Raw genomic sequence first — 19,078 nt, forward strand, 5'->3', positions numbered from 1 at the left:
GTTGCAGGGGCGGCTACACCAGCGACGGCTCCACCGACGCGGTCTCGGCCAGCAGAGCAGCGAAGAGTGGGTGACTGGCCTCGATCCCCGTAACCCGGGTCACAAAGGTAGCCGGCGCGTGGCTTGCGAGAAGCGACTGGAGCTCAACCGACTGCGCGTCATCGAGCACGTCGAATCGAAGTGCTGCACCGTAAGCCCGGACGAGGGCCGCCGGATCGCCCCCGGACTCGGCAAGTCGCGCGGCGGGAGCAATGAAACGCTCGGTGCGCGAGATCTTGCGTAACGGTTGCCTGCCGATGCGTATGCAGGTGTCTGGAAGATCCGGATCCTCGAATCGCTTGATTGCTTGTGCGATGTAGGCCGCGAGTTCCTCAGGATCGAAGCCGTGGCTGTCCACGAGCAGCGCCGAGCTTGCGGCGACTACCGCGTCGACCTCGGCGCGCACTGAGGGAATCGCCAGTGCATCCGCGATGCTCTCGGCCCCGGCCAGAAAGCCGTAGTAGGCCGTCGTGGCGTGGGCGGTGTTCACCGCGAAGAGCTTGCGCTCGATGAAGGGTGTGAGGTTGTCGACGTAACGAGCATCGGGAATCTTCGGTTCCGCACCCGTGAAGGGTGTGCGGTCGATGATCCACTCGAAGTGTTCGCCGACAACGACGTCAATCCCGCCGGATGCCTGGCCAGGGACGATGCGGTCGACTGCAGTGTTCGCGAACACAGTCCTGTTGAAGAGAAGCGCTGTGTCGATCCCGCCGTCGGCGACATGCTCGCGCAGCGTGTCCGAAGCACCGATCGCGTTCTCGCATGCGAGAATCGCGAGTTTCGGAGCATCCGATGCTCGCGCCAGGATTCCCGCACGAATGATCGGCGCGATGAAGGGCAACACAGTTGCGCCTACCGCACAAGTGACGACGTCGGCCGCGGCGACAGCTCGCGCTGCAGCGTCCGGATCGGTCCGCGAATTTATCCCGGAAATGCCATCGACGAGGTGAACGACGCCGATCGGGCCGATCTCGCGGACCTCGTATTTCGACGCCGCGTTGATCGCGTCGATGAGTGTGGCTGACACGTCGACGAAGGTGACGTCGTAGCCGGCCCGGTGCAGGGCGAGTGCGATGAAGCCGCGGCCGATATTCCCGGCTCCGAAGTGGACGGCACGCATTATTCGAGGTTTGCGTGGTTGCGCCACAGCGAGGGCATGTCGAGTTCATCCGCGCGGACGATCATGAGCGCCACAGTATCGCCGAGCAGCAGGAGGCATTGCTCGAACAGGCTCGTCATGGGCTGGATCGACGGGATCTCGTGAGCGAGGTTGAGCTTGGTCTGCACGGGGATGCGAACGAAGTGATCTGCGTAGTCGCGCATTGAGCTTTGAGCGTTGGACCCAATGTGCACAACCCTCGCTCCATGTTTCTTTGCCCGCGCAGCTATCGCGAGCGGGATCGCGCTTTCACCGCTCCCGGAACCCACGATCAGTACGTCGCGGTCGGTAATCGCCGGCTCCGTAATTTGTCCGACAATGACCGTGTCGACGCCGAAGTGCGCAAGTCGCTTCGCGATCGCCTGCAGCGAAAGAAGAACACGCCCTACCCCGACGAAGAACACTCGGTCCGCCGAGCGAACCGCGTCCAGCAAGGTGTCGACATCCGCGGCATCGATCGCACCCATCGTCGCGGAGACTTCGGCCGTGATGTCCTGCTGGGCCTGACCGAACGCGCTCATGCGGCCACCTGCACAGCGCGGTCGAGGCCTTCACGGACGGCAACGTCGAGCAACAGCTTGTTTTCCGCGAGCGTTGCACCCTTTCGGAACAGGCTAGTGCTCCCGAGGACGAGGTCTCTTGCGCCCGCGGCTACCAGGCTCGGCACCGACTCCAACGAGACCCGGCCGTCGACCTGCAGCACAACCTCGGACCGCGTCGAGTCGAGGAGCGCGCGGAGCGCACTGATCTTTTTCAATGCGTACGGAACCTGCGCCTCGCTCGCATCCGTCGCATAGCCCGGATTGATGAGCATCAGGCACACCTTGTCGACTTCCGGCAGGACCCAGTCGAGAACGTTGAGCGGCGTCGCCGGGTTCAGCGCGAGGCTTGACTTGGCGCCGGAGCGCTGGATCACGCGCAGGAGACGATCCACGTGCCGGGTGCCCTCGACATGAAACGTCACCGAATCCATCCCGATGTTGAGCATTTCTTGCACGAAGTAGTCGTTGTCGGTCGACATGACGTGGGCGTCCAGGGTCATGCTCGTGACCTCGCGGATTCGTTTGGCCGTTTCCAAACCAATGGGCATGCTCGGGCTGAACCGTCCGTCGAGGATATCGACGTGCAGCGTGGTAACTCCGGCTGCTTCCACGGCTTGAATCGTCGACTCGAGATTTGCCAGATCGCCCGTCATGACAGACGCCGAATATTGAACGCTCATGAGCGCTCCCTTCAATAGGGGTCGTCCGCCACTTCGATTCAATTCGTCGGGTTGACAGGACGACTATTGATGGCGAGACTATCACATGAGCGCAGTTGCTCATATGAGAAAACTGAGAAGATAGAGCAGCACAGACGAAGGAGTCTCAATGAAAACGTCCAGTGATCCGGTAGCAGAACGCGCTGCCGGTGTGCGGCAAGGCGCTCACCGATGAGCGCCAGCACGACCACCACGAAGGCATCGGGAGGCGGGGTCCGCGCGCGCATCCAAGCGTTCGGCGGCTTCCTCACCGCCATGGTGATCCCTAACGTCGGCGCCTTCATCGCCTGGGGCTTTGTTACCGCCTTGTTCATCCCGACTGGCTGGATGCCGAATGAAGAATTCGCGCAGCTCGTCGGCCCGATGATCAGCTACATGTTGCCGCTTCTCATTGCGTTCACGGGAGGGCGTCTCGTCCACGGCGCCCGAGGCGGCGTGATCGGCGCAGTCGGTACCATCGGCCTCATCGTCGGCGCCGGCATTCCGATGTTCCTTGGCGCGATGATCATGGGCCCACTGAGCGCCTGGCTCCTGAAGCGAGTCGACAGGTTCTTGGAGCCCCGCATGCGCGCGGGGCTTGAGATGCTTGTGAACAACTTCAGCCTCGGCATCCTGGGCTTCGGGCTTTGCCTGCTCTCATTCGCCGCGATCGGACCTGGAATCGAAGAGCTCAACAAGTTGCTGTTGGCAGGAATCAACGCGCTAGTTGCAACAGGCGTCTTGCCGTTGCTCGCACTCCTTAACGAGCCGGCGAAAGTTCTCTTCCTCAACAACGTCATCGACCAGGGCGTCTACTACCCGCTCGGCCTTCAGCAAGCGGCAACCCAGGGCAAGTCCATCTTCTTCATGGTCGCCTCCAACCCTGGTCCCGGGCTAGGGCTCCTCACGGCCTTCCTCTTCTTCAGCAAATCGAAGTTGATCCGCCGCAGCACCCCCAGCGCGATCCTGATCCACTTCATCGGCGGTATCCACGAGATCTACTTCCCGTACGTCTTGATGAAGCCGCTTACGATCGTCGGGATGATCGCAGGTGCCGCGTCCGGGATCGCAACGTTCTCGCTCTTTGACGTCGGACTCGTTGCTGGGCCGAGCCCGGGGTCGATCGTTTCCTACCTGCTGTTGACCCCCCGTGGCAACTACCTCGGCGTTTTGACGGGTGTACTCGTCGCTGCGATCGTGACGTTCGTCGTGACGGCCGCGATTCTGAAGTTCGATCGGTTCCGTAGTGGCTCGACGCTGGACGAGGAGGACGAAGGCCTCGAAGCAGCCCAGAAAAAGAGTTCTTCGATGAAGGCGGAGGGTCGGGGCCATCTCGCCAGCGCCCTCTCTCAGACCGACGCACGCCCCACCTCCATCGTGTTCGCGTGCGACGCCGGCATGGGAAGCAGCGCAATGGGTGCCTCGGTATTCCGTAAGCGACTCACCAAAGCGGGCATCACCGATATCGCGGTAACTCACGCAGCAATCGAAAACATTCCGATCGACACAGGTCTAGCGGTCATCCAGCGAAACCTTGTCGAGAGAGCACGGCGTGTGCACCCGCACCTCACGATCATCCCGATCGCCAACTATCTCGGCGACCCTGCCCTCGACGAACTGCAGGAGAAGCTCGCGGCCATCCCCGCGCCTGAGGCTTCGCGGGATTCTCTGAACGGCTGACCCAACGGTGACCCCCGGGCAGGACGTGAAGCACGCACTCACGTCCTGTCCGGCTTTCGTTACCCACTCAAATGCGCCGACGCCGCCGGTCTTCGCGCTCAGTACGCGCTTAGGATCACAGCTAGGCTGCTTGTGCCGCTCGGTTTCCGGGCCGAAACCATAAAGCCCACGAACTCCGCGAAGCAAGGACGAGAGATGGACGAAGAATTCAGCCGCGACACGTTGGCTACCGTCGCTCGTCGTTTCTATCTCGAAGACGTCTCAAAGGTGGAGCTCGCCGCCGAATACGGGATTTCCCGCTTCAAAATCGCACGGATTCTCCAGATCGCGCGCGAGTCCGGCGTTGTTACGATCGAGATTCACAACCGTGACGACCAGCGGCGCTCCCTCGGGGAACGGCTCGCGACCCATCTCGGACTTGATGAGGTCCTTGTCGTCCCGAATGGCGACTCGGAGGACGCAGACCGCCAACGCATCGCTTTCGAGTCCGCCCGATACCTCTCCAGAATCACCCGGCCTAACGACACGATCGGTGTCTCGTGGGGCCGCACCATATATGCGCTCACCGAGTACCTTCGGGACCTGCCCCCCTGCACTGTCGTCCAGTTGACGGGAACGGTCGGCAACGACGTCTCCCAGTCACCTATGGTGGTTCTCCACCGCATCGCCGCCAGGCACCCGCTGTCGACAATCGGAATTTTCGCGCCCCTTTTCACCGCGACCCCCCTCGCCGCCCAGGTTCTGCGCTCAGAGAAGAGCATTGCCGACGCACTCGCGACCTACGACCGGCTGACGACGGCCGTCCTGGCGATCGGCTCCTGGAATCCTCCGATCACTCAGATCAAGCCGCTTCTCGATCCCGAGGAGCTTGCCGCCCTCGACGCTGAACTCGCTGTCGCCGAAGTCGTCGCGAGTTTTCTCGACGCGGACGGGCGAATCATTGATCTTCCGTTCAATCAACGACGAATTGCCATCGAGGTCGAACAGTTGCGTTCCACACCCCGGGTCATCGCTGCCGCTGGGTCGGTCGCGAAAGTACCCGCGATACACGCTGTCGCCTCGGCGGGGATACTCACCATGCTCGTCACGGATGAAGCAGCCGCGCGTGAGCTCCTCCTGCTTCCGAAGATAACCGCACCCACCCGGCCCGCTAACAACTCTCCCCTCGAGCACTCCGCGTAGGTAAGCGGCATGAATCGGCGCGATCCACGGTTGAAAGGTGGGGGAATTTGTGCTTGAGCCCAGGGCCGAACCCGGTTTGAAACTCCTCGGCGCGAATGCGAGGCTGAGAGGCTACTAAGGCGAGCGCTCGCACTTGTCGGGCCGGGAACGCTACTCCCCCGGTACTGTCGGATGTATGAGCAATGCAACTGTGACCAACGACGAAGTGGCCGTGCGAGCACGCGCCTTGTCGTCTGCTTTTCGGGTGGTGCGCCGAGCGCCAGGCCGGACTCGGCAAGCCGAGTCGCAGAGCAGCTCGTCGACTGCAAGAGCGGACCTCCAGGAGTAATATTGCCGGGATCCCCTTAGGGTCTCTGGCCGAAGGATTGACTTCCCGCAACCCACGCATCGACGTCGCTCCGATACGGGTAGGACAATTGCGCCCCCATCGCCTCAACAGACAATGAGGCCATGGCTGAAGCGAACTTGACCGCATCACTTAAATTCGATCCGCGTGCCAGCTCGCACGCGGTCGCTCCGACGAAAGCATCGCCAGCGCCCGTGGTGTCGACGACATGAACCGGGAAGGGCGGCACGGTGTCGATTCCGCCTTGATCGCCGTAGAGGGCGCCAACAGCTCCTAGGGTGATGACGACTGAGCGGACTCCCTGATCGAGGAAGCGCTGCGCGAGCTCAGGGAAGGAGCTGCTGCCTTCATCATCGAGCAGCGTCCGCGCCTCGTGTTCGTTGACGACGAGCGGGTCGCAGACGGCTAGGGTCTCCGCAGTGAGCCGTTCAGCGGGGGCCGCATTGAGCAAGACACGAACGCCTCATTTGGCGGCCATCGCCGCGACGTGCTCGACGGTGCGAAGCGGGGATTCGAGGTTGAGCACGAGGATGTCCGCGTTGGACCATCCGTCAACGGTCGCTTTCGTGAACTCGATGTCGAGGGCGTGGTTCGCCCCGGGAGAGACAACGATGGAGTTCTCGCCGTCAGGGGTGACGAGGATGACAGTAGTGCCCGTCGGACGATCCACCATGTCGACCCCGCTAACATTCACGCCGACCTCTGCAAGGCGGGATCGAATGAGAGCGCCGTTTTCGTCTCTGCCGACACATGCGTAGAAGGCGGTGATGGCTCCGGCTCGCGCGGCGGCGGCGGCTTGATTCCCACCCTTACCTCCGGCGAACACGCGCAGATCGGATCCGAGCAGCGTCTCACCGGCATCTGGTCTGCGCGGCACTTCCACGACAAAATCGATATTGGCGCTACCCACGACGGCTACGCGATTCATGAGAACTGCTCTCTGTCGGAATTGGTTGATGGTTCGGTTGGTGGACTCACGCTGGTACTTGCGTGAGGCCTCGCCGGGTCCGCGCCCTGATCGCACGGCGCACCGGAGCGCCGCGAGGATCAGTGCGACGATGGTGATGACGTAGGGCGTGAGCAGCGCGAGTGATGAGTTGACGCCCCCCAAGTGCCAGGCGGTCGGCTAGTCCGTCCGCAGCTCCGAAAATGAGGCAGACGACAAGCGTGGGCAGCGGGCGCCCGGCGGCGAAGATGACCGCCGCCACGACGATGAAGCCGCGGCCCGAGGTCATTCCGGCGGTGAAGGAGCCGACGCCATTGCGAGTTGCGCGCCGGCGAGGCCGCACAGCGCACCCGACGCGATGATCGAGATGAATTTGACCTGGAAGACGCGAATGCCTGCAGCAGAGGTGACCGCGACGAGTCCGGACTTGGCGGCCGCGGCGACGATCCTGTCGTCAACCGTGGCGGTGGATATAGTCCGATCTCCTTCGGTGCAGCAGTCCGCGCATCGAACATCCAAGCAAACATTATCCAGGTAAATGGTCAACCGTACTGTTGCTTCGCACAAATGACGTGTTAGAGTTTGTCTCTGATCATCTCAGTTCGACTCAAGGGAGAGCGAAGTTGTCAACGATTCCCAGTATGAAATCCGCCCCGAATGCCACACTCAGTTCCGGGCTCAGTAATGGCTCGATCGGCCTCGGTGGAGCGCTTATGCAGTCGATCGCCCAAATCTCCCCCACCCTGGGCATCTTCTATACGATCGCCTTCACGACCGGGCAGGCGGGCATATCGGCACCGTTGACATACCTGGCCGCTTTCTTGGTCTGTTTGGTAATAGCGGTGCCAATGCTGGGACTCGCTCGCCACCTTCCGTCCGCCGGAGGCTTTTACACATACGTGTCTGCTGGCATCGGGCCCAGGTCAGGATTCATTACGGGATGGCTGTACGCCCTCATGGTGACGATCGTGCCCGCGGCGCTTGCCGCATTCACCGGAGCCGTCCTGCAGGACGAGTTGACCGGCAAGTACGATTTCGCGGTTCCGTGGTGGGTGTACTCAACAATCATCCTGGCAATCTGCTTCGCCTGTGCTTACCGGGGCATCGTTATCTCAATCAAGTTCCTCATTGTCATGACCATTTTTGAGATGGTCGTCGGACTTGGTCTTGCCGTTTCGGGGATCCTGAACCCTGGATCTGGTGGGGTGAACCTGGACGGATTCAACCCGGTGAATATCTCCGACGGATCCGGCTTCTTCCTCGCCATCGTGCTGTCAATCTTCGCTTTTACGGGCTTCGAGAGCGCGGCAGCTGTCGGAGAAGAGTCTCGGAACCCGAAACGCATAATTCCTCAGGCGATTTTTGGCTCACTCGTCCTGATCGGGATCTTCTACGTCGTCACTGCCTGGGGATTGCAGATCGGTTGGGGCACCAACGACCTGGAGGCTATGGCCTCGTCACCGACGGCCCCGGCGTTCGTCCTCGCGGACAGGCTCTGGAGCGGCGCCTCGATTATCGTACTCGTCGCGCTGGTCAACTCGGGCTTGGGCGTGTGCATAGCTTGCACGACGAGTGCCACCAGGACCATCTACGGCATTGCCCGCACCGGCGCACTGCCAGCTGCGTTCGCACGAGTTCAGAAGACGCATAAGACGCCGATCACCGCCGTCGTTGCGCAATCCCTCATTGCCCTGGCCATCTGTCTGGGGGCTGGCCTGCCGCTCGGTCCGTACAACCTTTTCAACGTATTGGGGACCACCGGCACCTTCGTCTACATCCCGATCTTCGTCATGATGAACATCGCTGCCTTCCGCTACTTCCGGCACAAGCATCCAGAGGAATTCAATGTCTGGGCCTATGTCGTTGCTCCGATCGTGTCGACGAGCGCTCTGGTCCTGATCGCTTACAACAGCCTCGTGCCGTTGCCTGCCTTCCCGGTCGTTCTCGCACCGTTCATCGCTACTACCTATGTCCTGATAGGCGTCGTGATTCTCTTCGGAAGGAATCTTCGGCCAGGAAATCGAGCGTGGATGAACCGAGCTGGCGAACTCCCTGATGTTGACTAGTCCCGTACCGCGGGTACGGCGCCATTCATGCCACCACAAAGAAATGACCGTTAATGAACGCAGAAGTCCGGCAACAAGAAATCCTCACCCAATTGGCCCGCCGCGGCGAGCTCAGCATCACTGACCTCAGCACCCGATTCGGTGTCTCCGAAATGACCGTGCGCCGGGACGTCAATCAACTCGCAGCTGCAGGGCTCGCGGTCCGAACCCATGGGCGGGTAGCACCCGCGGCAAGCAGCAGCTTTGAACCACCGTTCAGCCTGCGGACTCGCACGAACGTCGAGGCTAAACGCAAGATCGCAGTCCTCGCGGCACAGCAGATCATCGATGGGCAAACGATCATCCTCGACGGCGGCAGTACCGGTGTAGCGATAGCCGAGGAACTCATCGGTCGAAATATCACCGTCTGCGCCCTCAACGTCCGGATCGCGGAAGTCCTGGGCGCCGACCGGGCGACCACGGTCATGATCCCCGCCGGCACCATCCGTACCGGCGAGCTGAGCGTGATCGGATCCGATGCTGAGGCCTCACTGCGAAGGTTCCGGTTCGACACCTACATCATGACCGCATCCGCAGCCTCGATGGGCAGCGGCTTCACTGAATGGAATGTGGAAGATGCAGCGGTCAAACGCGCCGCGCTGAGTGCATCCCGGCGAACCCTCGTCGCATTCGACGCCGCCAAGTTCGGCCACGAAGCATTCGCGAGAATCTGCGAACTTGACGACGTCGACGCCCTCATCACTGACGACACCCTCTCCGCCGAACACCGACAAGAGCTCACGGTCGGTGGCACAGAACTCCTTATCGCTTAACCCCAATGGAACCAGGAGAACGATGAATTACCCAGGCAACCAACTCCCCGATTCCGTCGAGACCATTGTCATCGGCGGCGGAACAGGGGGCGCCGCTTTCGCTGGAACCCTCGCTGCGCACAGCGCAGAGACCATACTCCTCGTCGAATCGGGACCGGACTATGGGCCGCAGTCAGAACTGCGATGGCCAAACGACATGCTCGATGCCCGATCCATACCTCTCTCCCACGACTACGGCCTCCACACCTCGGCCACAAACGGCATCGGCACCCTGGATCTGCCCCGCGCCCGCATCTTGGGCGGCTGCTCAGCTCACAACGGGTGTACCGCGTCGGTTGGTGCCCGACATGACTACGACGAATGGGCGGCCGAAGGAAACCCGGGATGGACCGCAGCCGAGATCGAGCCCATCCTCGACTGGGTCCGTGACAAATTCCGGGTGCGCCGATACAAGATGGACGAGCTCACCCCACCGCAGCAGGCATTCGTGCATGCGGGAATTGCCTCCGGGCTGCCTTTTGCCGATGACCTAGACACCATCGAAGCAGCTGAAGGGATCGGCCCCATGCCGGTCAACGTGCAGGACGGCATCCGCTACAACAGCGCGTTCGCATTCCTCGACGAAATCCGGGACCGACCCAACTTCACCGTCCTCGCCGACTCGACAGTCACGCGAATTCGGATCGACGACGGCGTCGCAACCGGGGTATACGTCGACCATCCCGACGGACCAGCCTTCATCGCCGCAAGCCGGATCGTACTCGCTGCCGGGGCCTACCACTCACCTGCACTGCTTCTCTCATCCGGCATTGGACCGAAGGACGAACTTGGCGATCTTGGCATTGAGGTTCAGCTCGACCTCCCGGGTGTCGGGAAGCACCTCCTCGACCACGCCTGCGTTCAGCTCGATTTCACCGGCCAACCCGGACTCGTCGATGAGCTCGCTGCACTGCCGTGGAACCCGGACGAACAAACCGTCGGTCGGGCGAAGTCGTCGCGGTGCGACGAGGGCCCCTACGACATCCACGTCTTCATGGTCGCGGGCGCCAACAGCGGACATCCAGGCCTGCCACCCATCACCCTCTACGGCGGTGCGATGCGCGCACGATCCGAGGGCACCGTGACCCTTGGTCCAGACCTCGATGTGAGCCGCCCCATCATCGATCACAGGTACGGAACCGACCCCGACGGATACGACCGGCAAGTCCTGAGGGAGTCCCTCGACCTGCTCAACACGATGGTTTCGCAACCCGAGCTTGCCGCCATTCTCGGCGACCCCGTTCCCGGACCCGGCGGTGACCCGCTGGCAAACATTGTCAATTACTGCCACCCAGCCGGCAGTTGCAAGATGGGTCCCGCTACAGACCCAAACGCAGTGGTCGACCACACCGGACGAGTGCACGGGATCGCCGGACTTTTCGTCGCCGACGCCTCGATAATGCCCGCGATCACCCGCGGGAACATCAATCTGCCTACAGCCATGATCGGAGCCCGCATCGCCGCCGGTCTCCTCGACCTCAGCCCCGCGATGATCGCCCCAACACGCTCCACCCCGAGCGCATGACTCAGGACACTCCAACCATGACAACAGACCTCACGCCCTTCGAAATCGATGTTCTGGAACAGCCGGACGCCCTCAGAGCCCTCGCGCATGCCGCCTCTGAAGTCGGGCTGGATGAACTTGCCCGGCGACCGTGGGAGCGGGTGATCCTCACCGGCATGGGTAGCTCCCATTTCGCCGGAATTCCAACCTGGCAAATCCTGGCTCACGCCGGCACGGCTGCATGGGCGATCGACGCGGGGCAACTTCTCGATACTCCCGGTTTGATCACGCCACGGTCGCTCGTGATCGCGACCTCGCAATCGGGTGCCAGCGGCGAGATTGTCGAACTCATTGACCGTCTGGGAGACGGGCGAATTCCGAAGGCCCACCTCGTCGGAATCACGTCCGACCCGGAGTCGCCGCTCGCAACGGCGGCCGACCTTTTCCTCCCCCTTCACAGCGGTAGCGAAGCGACGGTCAGCACAAAAAGCTACCTCAATTCGCTCGCCGTGCATCGCCAGATCATCGGCGCTTTCACCGGTGAGCACCGCGACATCATCCGAGAAGGCATCCTCGAGGTCGCAGACAGCGTTGAACGAACACTCGCGACAACTCAGGTCGCTACCCTCGCCGGGCAGGCGCTGAACTTCTCCCATTACCGATTGGCCACCGTCGGAAAGCGCGACCACGCAGCCACCGCTCTCTTCGCCGGTCTCATTACTAAGGAATCGTCAAAAGTCGCGATTGAGGGGCATATCGGCGGCCAGTTCCGGCACGGACCCTTCGAACTCGCCGGTCCCGGACTGACCGTATTCATCTACGGCGCGTATCGATCCGACACCGATCTGTCTATAGCCCACTTGGCGGACGATCTCGTCGCTACTGGGTCGTCGGTCGTACTCATCGGCGACCTGCGCGTCGAGGGCGCAACCACTCTGGGCGACCGCCAGACCTCTCCCCTGGGAGGGCTGGCAACCGGTGCGGTGATGGCGGAATTGTTCGCCATCGAGCTTGCGAAGGCCAACGGTGTCACACCGGGAGCATTTGCCTTCGGTAGCAAGATCACCACAGCGCTATGAGTCCAGAGCCACCCCGCCCGCCAGGCGTTTTTGTCGGGGTTGATCTCGGCGGTACGGCCACGCGGTTCGTCGTGACGGACGCTCGCTTGCGGGTGCTGGACTCCTACACTGCCTCCACGCCCTCGAATGGATCGGAGAAGGACCTCACGGCCTTCTTCGTAAGCGGCATCAGCAAAGTGGCAGGGGCCCGCCCGCTCACGGCAATCGGCGTCGGTGCCAGTGGTCCGATCGATCGTGACGGTGTCATCCAGAACCCCGACACCCTTCCCGCGTTCACCGGCGCTGACATTCCCGGGATCCTGACCGATACCTTTCATCTCCCCAGCTTCATCGAGAACGACGCTGTTACTGCAGCTCTCGGAGAAGCCGTCTCCGGGGCCGGACGGGGATTCGACACCATCCTGATGGTGACCCTGGGGACAGGAATCGGCGTCAGCATGCTTCAAGGTGGTAAACCCGTCCGCGGCGCCGACGGGCAACATCCCGAAGCTGGCCACTTGAGCATTGGCGGCCCTGCAGCGCCCTGCTACTGCGGGAGAACGACCTGCTGGGAACAAGCAGCATCCCGGCAAGCTCTCCAAAGAGCCAGCACAGGCCAGTTACCGCACCCTTCGAACACCTCGGACGACATTCGCGCCGTTGCCGACCTGGCATCCACTGGCGACCGAGGCGCAATCGAACTTTTAGACAGCTACGGCCTTCGACTGGCCGACGGACTGGCCACCCTCCTGACTATCTACCGACCTGAAATCCTCGTGCTCGGCGGCAGCGGCGCAACCTACCTCCCGCACTACCGCAGATCGCTTACGGCATCCCTCGACAACCTGACCGATACGTTCCCTCGGCCGACAATCACCGGTGCCGACTTCGGCGAATACGGTGGGGCGATTGGTGCCGCCGCCTTGGCCCGAACAGGACACCAACTTTGAGGTTCATCCGCGGTGATAGCTTGTTGAATGGGCACCCCGGACCATGAACCAGAATCCACGCCAAACTAACCCCTGCAGTGAACAGGAAACATCGGAATGACATACTCCACCCCTGAATTAACTTGCGTCTTAAGCGAAATCGTGGTTTTGGGCTGTGACCAGCATGCAGCCTGAGCTGGCGGCGGTGCTCTGGGACATGGATGGGACAATAATCCATTCCGAGCCCGTTTGGGGAGAAGCTCAGCATCGACTCGCTTCGCAACACGATTGTCGATGGACCGACGCGGACGCGACGGCACTGATCGGCTCCACGATGGAGCAGACGGTGCTGGCGCTGCACACCGCCGGGATAGGCCTAGACGGTACCGCAATTGCGGAATCACTCGAGACCGCTGTCGTCGACTCGCTTCACGAGCGGATCGTGTGGCGGCCCGGGGCTGTAGAACTTATCCGAAGCCTTCGACTGGCAGGGATTCCTCAGGCAATCGTAACTACCTCCTCGCAGCGCCTGGTTGACGTCGTTGTTCGGGCCCTCGAAGCCGAGGTTGCGTTCTCCGCTGTGGTTAGCGGGGACGACGTGTTAGAAGGAAAACCGCATCCTGAACCCTATTTCCAGGCGGCCAATCGCCTTGGCGTCAATATCGCGCATTGTGTAGCCATTGAAGACTCCGCCACTGGCCTGAAAGCGGCGATTGCCTCCGGTGCGGTCGCATTAGGGGTACCCTGCGATGCTCCTCTCCAGGAGGGAGCACACCACACCCAATGGGACACCTTGGCTGGAAGAAATGTAAGGGATATCGAGCAACTGTTCAACGATCGCGTCCGCAGGTCTCACGACCACGGATAGGTTCTCCCAGTTCTGGAAGGCGATTCTGTCTCGGTCTTCTTGGCCAATCTCTACTTCGGCAAGGGAGCCACGTGCGGCGAAGTCGTGTGCACTATTGAAGGGGCAGTCGGTGGCGTGCAATCCGGTCGCGAACGTCGCGCGCATACGGTCCATGCTCTGGTTGTCGGGCATGACCGTGGTGCTATGGATCATCTCTTTATGCGCATTCTGTCTGTGCAGTGGGGAAAGAATCTCGCGAAATGCCTAGCTGCATCGGATGACTGGCGGGCGCTGACCTCACCGCGCTGTCGGTCGGCGGAGTAGGACATTCGGCGCAATCTGCAAATTTGTGACTTGGGACCGACTGATTCGCTTAGTCGAGAGGAACAGTACGCGCTACCCGGCCCGTCAGTACGGAGGCAAATATCACGACCAGCACGGCGGCGGCGGGCACGACGAGCAGGCCGAATCGCAGGGAAGATACGTCAGCTACTGCCCCGACGACGAGAGGCGACAACAGGAAACCCACTCGCAGCAACCAGCTGACGATAGTGAGTCCCGTGCCGGGCTTGAACCCCTGCAGTTCGTCCGCAGCGTGCATAGCTGCCGGGATGAGGGTGGCGACGCCGAGACCGGCAAGTCCGAACCCGACTATCGTCCCCGGGACGGACGGGAACGCCAGCGCAACGCCCATTCCAACGAAGACGACCACGCCACCCGTGCGCGCAACCATACGCTGGCCGAATCGGTCGACAAGTCCGTCGCCGAAGATGCGTCCGAGAAACTGCATTGCCTGGAACGCGATGAACCCGATACCGGCGATGAACGCGGACGATTGCAGGGAATCCGAGATGTAGATGGCCGACCACGAGCTTCCCGCGTCTTCGACGACGGCACCCGATGCGGCGATCACCACGAGGCCGACTAACGCTCCAAACTGGACGAACAGGCGCGGCCGCCACCTTAGGTTCTGCGCCGTGATGCCGGAATCCACGGCAGGTTCACGGTCGTCCGGCTCTACGCCAGGCAAAAGGAGCGGTTTGGCGACAACCGCGATGACTCCGAACAGTACCGCCGATCCGGCGAGCTGCATCGCCACGGGTATCTCCAGCTGAGCGGCAAGCGCGCCAATAATCCCGCCCAAGACGGCCCCAACACTCCACAGCGCGTGAAACGAGTTCAGAATGGACCGCTTGTAGAGCCTCTGTACCCGCAATCCGTGCGAATTTTGGGCAACATCCGTGATCGAATCCATCGCCCCCGCAACGAAAAGCGCGCCCGCCAAAACGAACCACACGGGCGCCGCCCCGGCGACCAGGATCCCTGCGGCAGACATGACCGTTCCACCTATCGCTACCCTCGACGAGCCGTACCGTCGCACCAGCGCCCCGGCCGTCAGTCCCGCCAGCAGCGCTCCCAGAGCAAACGCGGCCACAGCGACTCCGAAAGCGATGTTCGAAAGGCCAAGTCCCGCCTTTATTTCGGGATATCTCGGGAGGAGGTTCGCGAAGATCGCGCCGTTCGTGAGGAAGAGCATCGCCACACCGGCACGTGCGCGGACGGCCTCCCGAGGTGGTCGCAAGGTTGCAGTTATTCTGGAAGTCATAAGGCAGAACGTTCTTTCAGATTTTTTCGATATAACGGGTCCCGTGAGCGTTCACGAGGAGCGCGGATATTCGCGGACAAAGAGATCTCGTAACTTAGGTCAGGAAGACGCGCCTCCTGGTTGATCGAGACAACGACACTCATCCCGACGCAGCGCTGTCGGCCAAGCCTGCAAGCAGACGAAGGCACGCAACCGCGAGAAGGACGCGGGCTGCAGCGCGAATTCGACAACCTCAGCCGCGCGCTGCGTGACTCGGACACGGCCTTGTTCAGACCATCGACCCATTCGCCTATCGACCAGATGGTTAGGGAATGTTAGGCCAAGGACGCGCGGATCATGGCGGCCGCACGTTTTCCATCTATCGAGGCTCCTTCAGGTGGAAGTCATCGGACTGGGCCGCAAACCAGGAGGTGGCAGCAGCCGCAGCTGCCGCCGACCAGGCACAAGCTACGGGTGCGGCTGCGCCAATGATCGCAGCGCCAGCGCGTGCCAGGAACAGAGATATGGACGTACGTCGTGCCGGCCAGCTGGTGCGTGGTGCTGGTTGTTGTTGTTTCGAAATTTGTTACTCCTAACGCGTGGGCGAATCAGCGAAACATGTAAAAGGTGTGGTGGGGCGATGGGCCTGTGACGAGCCAGCCTTATGAGGGCCAGACAACCGGTCCGGCGGCTTGAGGTGTGTCGCTGTGCACTTGGTGTGGCGGCCAGGAAGCACCGCGTCACAAGCAACCACTTTTATCACCTGCGCTGACCGCCCTTGCTCACCGCGCTATGCATCCTTATGTTCACAGTACATGCACGAACGAACATAGTAAATGTTCATCAAGAATGCAGCGCCCTGAGATTTGGCGCACCGGGGTCCATCTGTCGGGGCCGAGGGCACTGTGAGCCGGATGACTCACAGAGAAACTCGCAGCAAAGCTTCAAATGAACACCATGCCTGTATATTCGGGATATGAGCGGAAACCCAAGACACGAGGCCATCCTGGAAGCACTCCAGGCGCGCGGACGTGTGGACGTCCCCGAGGTGGCGTCCGCGTTCTCGGTGTCGGAGGTAACTGTTCGTCGTGACCTTGACCAACTCGCCCGCGCCGGAATTCTCCGCCGCGTGCGGGGAGGCGCGGTGAGCGTGCGGATGCGAGGCGAGGGTCTGCCCTATGCAATGCGCCGACTTGAGCACGTCGCCGCGAAGGAGCGAATCGCGGCCGCAGCTGCGGCTCTCGTCGTCGATGGCGAGGCCGTGTGCATTGACAGCGGGACCACGGCCGCCGCGGTGGCTCGGCACCTAGCTGCACGCCGCCTGACGGTTATGCCCTTCAGTATCCAGGCTTTGGAAGCGCTGGTAGGAAGCTCGACCGCACGCGTCCTCCTCCCCGGCGGTTCGGTGAATCTTGAGGAGGGTTCGATTGTCGGCCCTTTGGTCGAGCAGTCGCTACGCGGCCTCCGCTTCGACACGGTCTTCCTCAGCTGCTGCGGCGCTTCGATCGATGAAGGGGTCACTGCGCACGACCTCGACGATGCGGCAGCGAAGCGAGCAATGATCGGCGCCGGCCGCCGCATCGTGCTCATCGCAGAGGGTGCGAAGTTCACTCGATCGGCGATGGCCATCACGTGCAGCCTCCGTGATGTCGACGTCGTGGTCACCGATGACACCGCACCCGTGGAAGTGCTCGGGGAACTTCGGGCAGCCGGAGTCGAAGTCATCACTGTCTAACACCCGTGCCGCCCCAGGAAGGCCCGCGAGAACCTGCTCGAATATGCGATCAAAGCAAGTCAAGAGGGCTAAACCATCTAAAACGATCAGTTTCAGACCGGATCGCAAGGTTGGAGGTATTCGACATATCTGTACTGAGGCAGACGGGCATCGTGCCTTCGGCGAGTGACAAGCGATAGTGACCGGCTTACGGGCCCGCGAAGGAGGTATCGCTAGCATGGGCCGCTGGTCGTGTGGCCGAATGGCACTCATGGCGTCGGGAAGCCGCCCACCGCTGTTCTCGTGCAGCAGCCAATCCTCGATTCACGTGTGTTTGATGCCGAGAAGGTCGGCGAAACGCTCATGGACGTCCGCCCGGGGTTACCTGAGACAGATGACTTTCAGAGCTGGCCGCCGTGGCGGCCTCTCGCGGTCGAGACGGCTCGCCGCATCCTCGACTACACCGGTGCCACTCTTGTAATGCCGATGGCAGTGCTGGTCGAGCCCTACTGGCGGGAAATCGGCCAAGGTGTAGCCTCCCACGACATCTCGGTGATTTCCATGCCGTGGATCAGGATGCGGTAGTTAGCTCTGGGTCCGTCCGCCCAAGTGACTCGCCATTGCAGCATGAGTTCGCGGATGCTGGTGAGTTGCTCCGTGGTGAGCGTGGTTCCTTTTTCGGTGGTGTCGGCAGGCGTTGAAGGTCGCGCACTGGGTTACCAACCATCGCATCGTCGTGTACGGCGCAACCGCAGACGAGGCTCAGCACCGCGCGGGCGTGGCGTGCTTTCGAGACCGACTACCGACTCCTCCTCCGGGATTTTTTTGAAGAATGCGATCACAGCGCCCGGCCGTCTGTCGGTCAAGCCGCACTCCCCCACACCGCGGCAGGATGACCAGGCGTGCGGGCCGTCGCGCCAAGGCGATGAAAAGTGCGCGCTATGGGGTTCGGCCGATAGCCGAGTTCGTCGGAGGGTACACAATTGCACCCGAACCGATACAGAGTCATTCATCTCCGACTTTCAGCTAGGCGACCGGTCCCTGGGCCCGACCAAGGGAACCGAGTGCCCGAGTCACGTCATGCGCTGCTCGGAGTAACAGGCTGCCCAGTTCCGGCTGCCGATCGGGGCGGAAGCGGGATTCGATGCCGGTGATGCTGAGGGCCCACCCGGGGAGGCCGGTCTGGTCGAAGACGGCGGCGGCCATGCCCCAGCTGCCTTCGACGATCAGCCCTGGGTTGACGGCGTAGCCCATCTCGCGGGTCAGCCGGATGCGGTCGCGCAGTGCGACGCCCCAGTGTTGGTCACCAAAGCGCGAGTCCGCGGCCGTGCCGGTGAGATACGCCTCGACCTCGTCGTCGGGTAGATGGGACAGGATCGCGAGTCCAGCCGACGCAACTCCAAGCGGAAATCGGACGCCCTCATACAACACGAAGCTGCGTACCGGAAAACTGCCGTCTTCGCGGAGCAGACATACCGTCTCATTGCCTCGGCGGGCGGACAGGAACGCGCTTTCACCTGTCTGTGCGGCCAGCTGTCGCACGGTCTCTCGGGCCAGGTCGGAGATGTCGTAACGTTGGGCGGCGACCATCCCGAGAACAAACAACTCCGGTCCCGGATGCCAGTGGCCTCCGCGGGAGTCGTGGTCGAGGAATCCCTCCGCGGCCAGGGAGCTGAGCAGCCGATGCACTGTGGGCCTGGTGAGTCTGGAACGGACCGCAATCGTCGCGGTGCTGGCGCCGCCTGGCGAGTACTCGCTGACCAGGCGGAGAACCAGGCACGCTCGCGCGACCACTTGGGTGCCCTGAACGGTGCCGCGCGAATGAGCATTTTTGATCGGCGAAGCAGGTGAATTGTCCACATAGTGATCGTAGCTCGACGCAGCGACCACGTTGCGATCAGGTGGCATCGGCGGGTATTGACGAGCTGAAAG

At 61.9% G+C, this 19,078-nt stretch carries 17 protein-coding genes and 1 pseudogene; 11 read left to right on the top strand and 7 right to left on the bottom strand.

Going from position 1 to position 19,078, the window contains the following annotated elements; all coding sequences use genetic code 11:
- Positions 1 to 13: 13 nt before the first annotated feature.
- From E3O42_RS11280 to E3O42_RS11290, 3 genes are read right to left on the bottom strand one after another with little or no spacing between them, the layout of a single operon-like run.
- On the bottom strand, positions 14 to 1,159 hold the full coding sequence (locus E3O42_RS11280) for a mannitol-1-phosphate 5-dehydrogenase (RefSeq protein WP_134454029.1): 1,146 nt from the start codon (positions 1,157 to 1,159) through the stop codon (positions 14 to 16).
- Positions 1,159 to 1,719, bottom strand: coding sequence for a 6-phospho-3-hexuloisomerase (hxlB, locus tag E3O42_RS11285; RefSeq protein WP_134454030.1), 561 nt, complete (start codon positions 1,717 to 1,719; stop codon positions 1,159 to 1,161). Before hxlB ends, E3O42_RS11280 begins: the two co-directional genes overlap by 1 nt.
- A complete protein-coding gene (locus E3O42_RS11290; RefSeq protein ID WP_198414124.1) occupies positions 1,716 to 2,420 on the bottom strand; it encodes a ribulose-phosphate 3-epimerase in 705 nt (234 codons plus the stop codon). Before E3O42_RS11290 ends, hxlB begins: the two co-directional genes overlap by 4 nt.
- 210 nt (positions 2,421 to 2,630) lie before the next feature.
- Here E3O42_RS11290 and E3O42_RS11295 point away from each other — a divergent pair, with 210 nt between their 5' ends.
- Together E3O42_RS11295 and E3O42_RS11300 are read left to right on the top strand one after the other, a co-directional pair.
- Entirely contained in the window at positions 2,631 to 4,118 is a 1,488-nt protein-coding gene (locus E3O42_RS11295; protein WP_134454031.1) for a PTS mannitol transporter subunit IIBC, read from the top strand.
- 195 nt (positions 4,119 to 4,313) lie between these two features.
- A complete protein-coding gene (locus E3O42_RS11300) occupies positions 4,314 to 5,300 on the top strand; it encodes a sugar-binding transcriptional regulator (protein WP_134454032.1) in 987 nt (328 codons plus the stop codon).
- A gap of 344 nt (positions 5,301 to 5,644) precedes the next feature.
- Here the strand turns inward: E3O42_RS11300 and E3O42_RS18560 are convergent.
- Positions 5,645 to 6,529: pseudogene (locus tag E3O42_RS18560) on the bottom strand (ribokinase).
- Here E3O42_RS18560 and E3O42_RS18565 point away from each other — a divergent pair.
- Entirely contained in the window at positions 6,443 to 6,640 is a 198-nt protein-coding gene (locus tag E3O42_RS18565; RefSeq protein ID WP_241984805.1) for a hypothetical protein, read from the top strand. The pseudogene E3O42_RS18560 and the gene E3O42_RS18565 sit on opposite strands and share 87 nt — an antisense overlap.
- Positions 6,641 to 6,877: 237 nt before the next feature.
- Here E3O42_RS18565 and E3O42_RS11310 read toward each other — a convergent pair whose 3' ends face one another.
- Positions 6,878 to 7,138, bottom strand: coding sequence for a hypothetical protein (locus E3O42_RS11310; RefSeq protein WP_134454033.1), 261 nt, complete (start codon positions 7,136 to 7,138; stop codon positions 6,878 to 6,880).
- A 95-nt stretch (positions 7,139 to 7,233) separates the two neighbouring features.
- Between E3O42_RS11310 and E3O42_RS11315 the strand changes: the two genes are divergently transcribed.
- From E3O42_RS11315 to E3O42_RS11340, 6 genes are all read left to right on the top strand, one after another.
- Positions 7,234 to 8,658 (top strand): APC family permease, encoded by a 1,425-nt coding sequence (locus E3O42_RS11315; protein WP_134454034.1) that lies wholly within the window; start codon positions 7,234 to 7,236, stop codon positions 8,656 to 8,658.
- A 53-nt stretch (positions 8,659 to 8,711) separates the two neighbouring features.
- Complete coding sequence (locus tag E3O42_RS18780) at positions 8,712 to 9,470, top strand: DeoR/GlpR family DNA-binding transcription regulator (protein ID WP_134454035.1); 759 nt, start codon at positions 8,712 to 8,714, stop codon at positions 9,468 to 9,470.
- A complete protein-coding gene (locus tag E3O42_RS11325; protein ID WP_206751227.1) occupies positions 9,376 to 11,034 on the top strand; it encodes a GMC family oxidoreductase in 1,659 nt (552 codons plus the stop codon). Before E3O42_RS18780 ends, E3O42_RS11325 begins: the two co-directional genes overlap by 95 nt.
- A 17-nt stretch (positions 11,035 to 11,051) precedes the next feature.
- Entirely contained in the window at positions 11,052 to 12,092 is a 1,041-nt protein-coding gene (locus E3O42_RS11330) for an SIS domain-containing protein (RefSeq protein ID WP_166787974.1), read from the top strand.
- On the top strand, positions 12,089 to 13,021 hold the full coding sequence (locus E3O42_RS11335) for an ROK family protein (protein ID WP_134454038.1): 933 nt from the start codon (positions 12,089 to 12,091) through the stop codon (positions 13,019 to 13,021). Before E3O42_RS11330 ends, E3O42_RS11335 begins: the two co-directional genes overlap by 4 nt.
- Before the next feature lie 163 nt (positions 13,022 to 13,184).
- Entirely contained in the window at positions 13,185 to 13,868 is a 684-nt protein-coding gene (locus E3O42_RS11340) for an HAD family hydrolase (protein ID WP_241984801.1), read from the top strand.
- 352 nt (positions 13,869 to 14,220) lie between these two features.
- On the opposite strand, the gene E3O42_RS11345 is transcribed toward E3O42_RS11340, so the two are convergent.
- On the bottom strand, positions 14,221 to 15,384 hold the full coding sequence (locus tag E3O42_RS11345; RefSeq protein ID WP_241984782.1) for an MFS transporter: 1,164 nt from the start codon (positions 15,382 to 15,384) through the stop codon (positions 14,221 to 14,223).
- A gap of 1,024 nt (positions 15,385 to 16,408) precedes the next feature.
- On the opposite strand from E3O42_RS11345, the gene E3O42_RS11350 reads away from it, so the two are divergent.
- A complete protein-coding gene (locus E3O42_RS11350) occupies positions 16,409 to 17,167 on the top strand; it encodes a DeoR/GlpR family DNA-binding transcription regulator (protein WP_134454041.1) in 759 nt (252 codons plus the stop codon).
- Between the two features lie 282 nt (positions 17,168 to 17,449).
- Positions 17,450 to 17,731, top strand: a complete 282-nt coding sequence (locus tag E3O42_RS11355; RefSeq protein ID WP_241984783.1) for a hypothetical protein — start codon at positions 17,450 to 17,452, stop codon at positions 17,729 to 17,731.
- Positions 17,732 to 18,172: 441 nt separating this feature from the next.
- On the opposite strand, the gene E3O42_RS11360 is transcribed toward E3O42_RS11355, so the two are convergent.
- The gene (locus tag E3O42_RS11360; RefSeq protein ID WP_241984784.1) at positions 18,173 to 19,006 is read right to left on the bottom strand and encodes an IclR family transcriptional regulator; all 834 of its coding nucleotides are present in this window, start codon (positions 19,004 to 19,006) and stop codon (positions 18,173 to 18,175) included.
- Positions 19,007 to 19,078 lie beyond the last annotated feature (72 nt).

It is taken from the genome of Cryobacterium adonitolivorans (assembly GCF_004402695.1).
Lineage (GTDB): Bacteria > Actinomycetota > Actinomycetes > Actinomycetales > Microbacteriaceae > Cryobacterium > Cryobacterium adonitolivorans.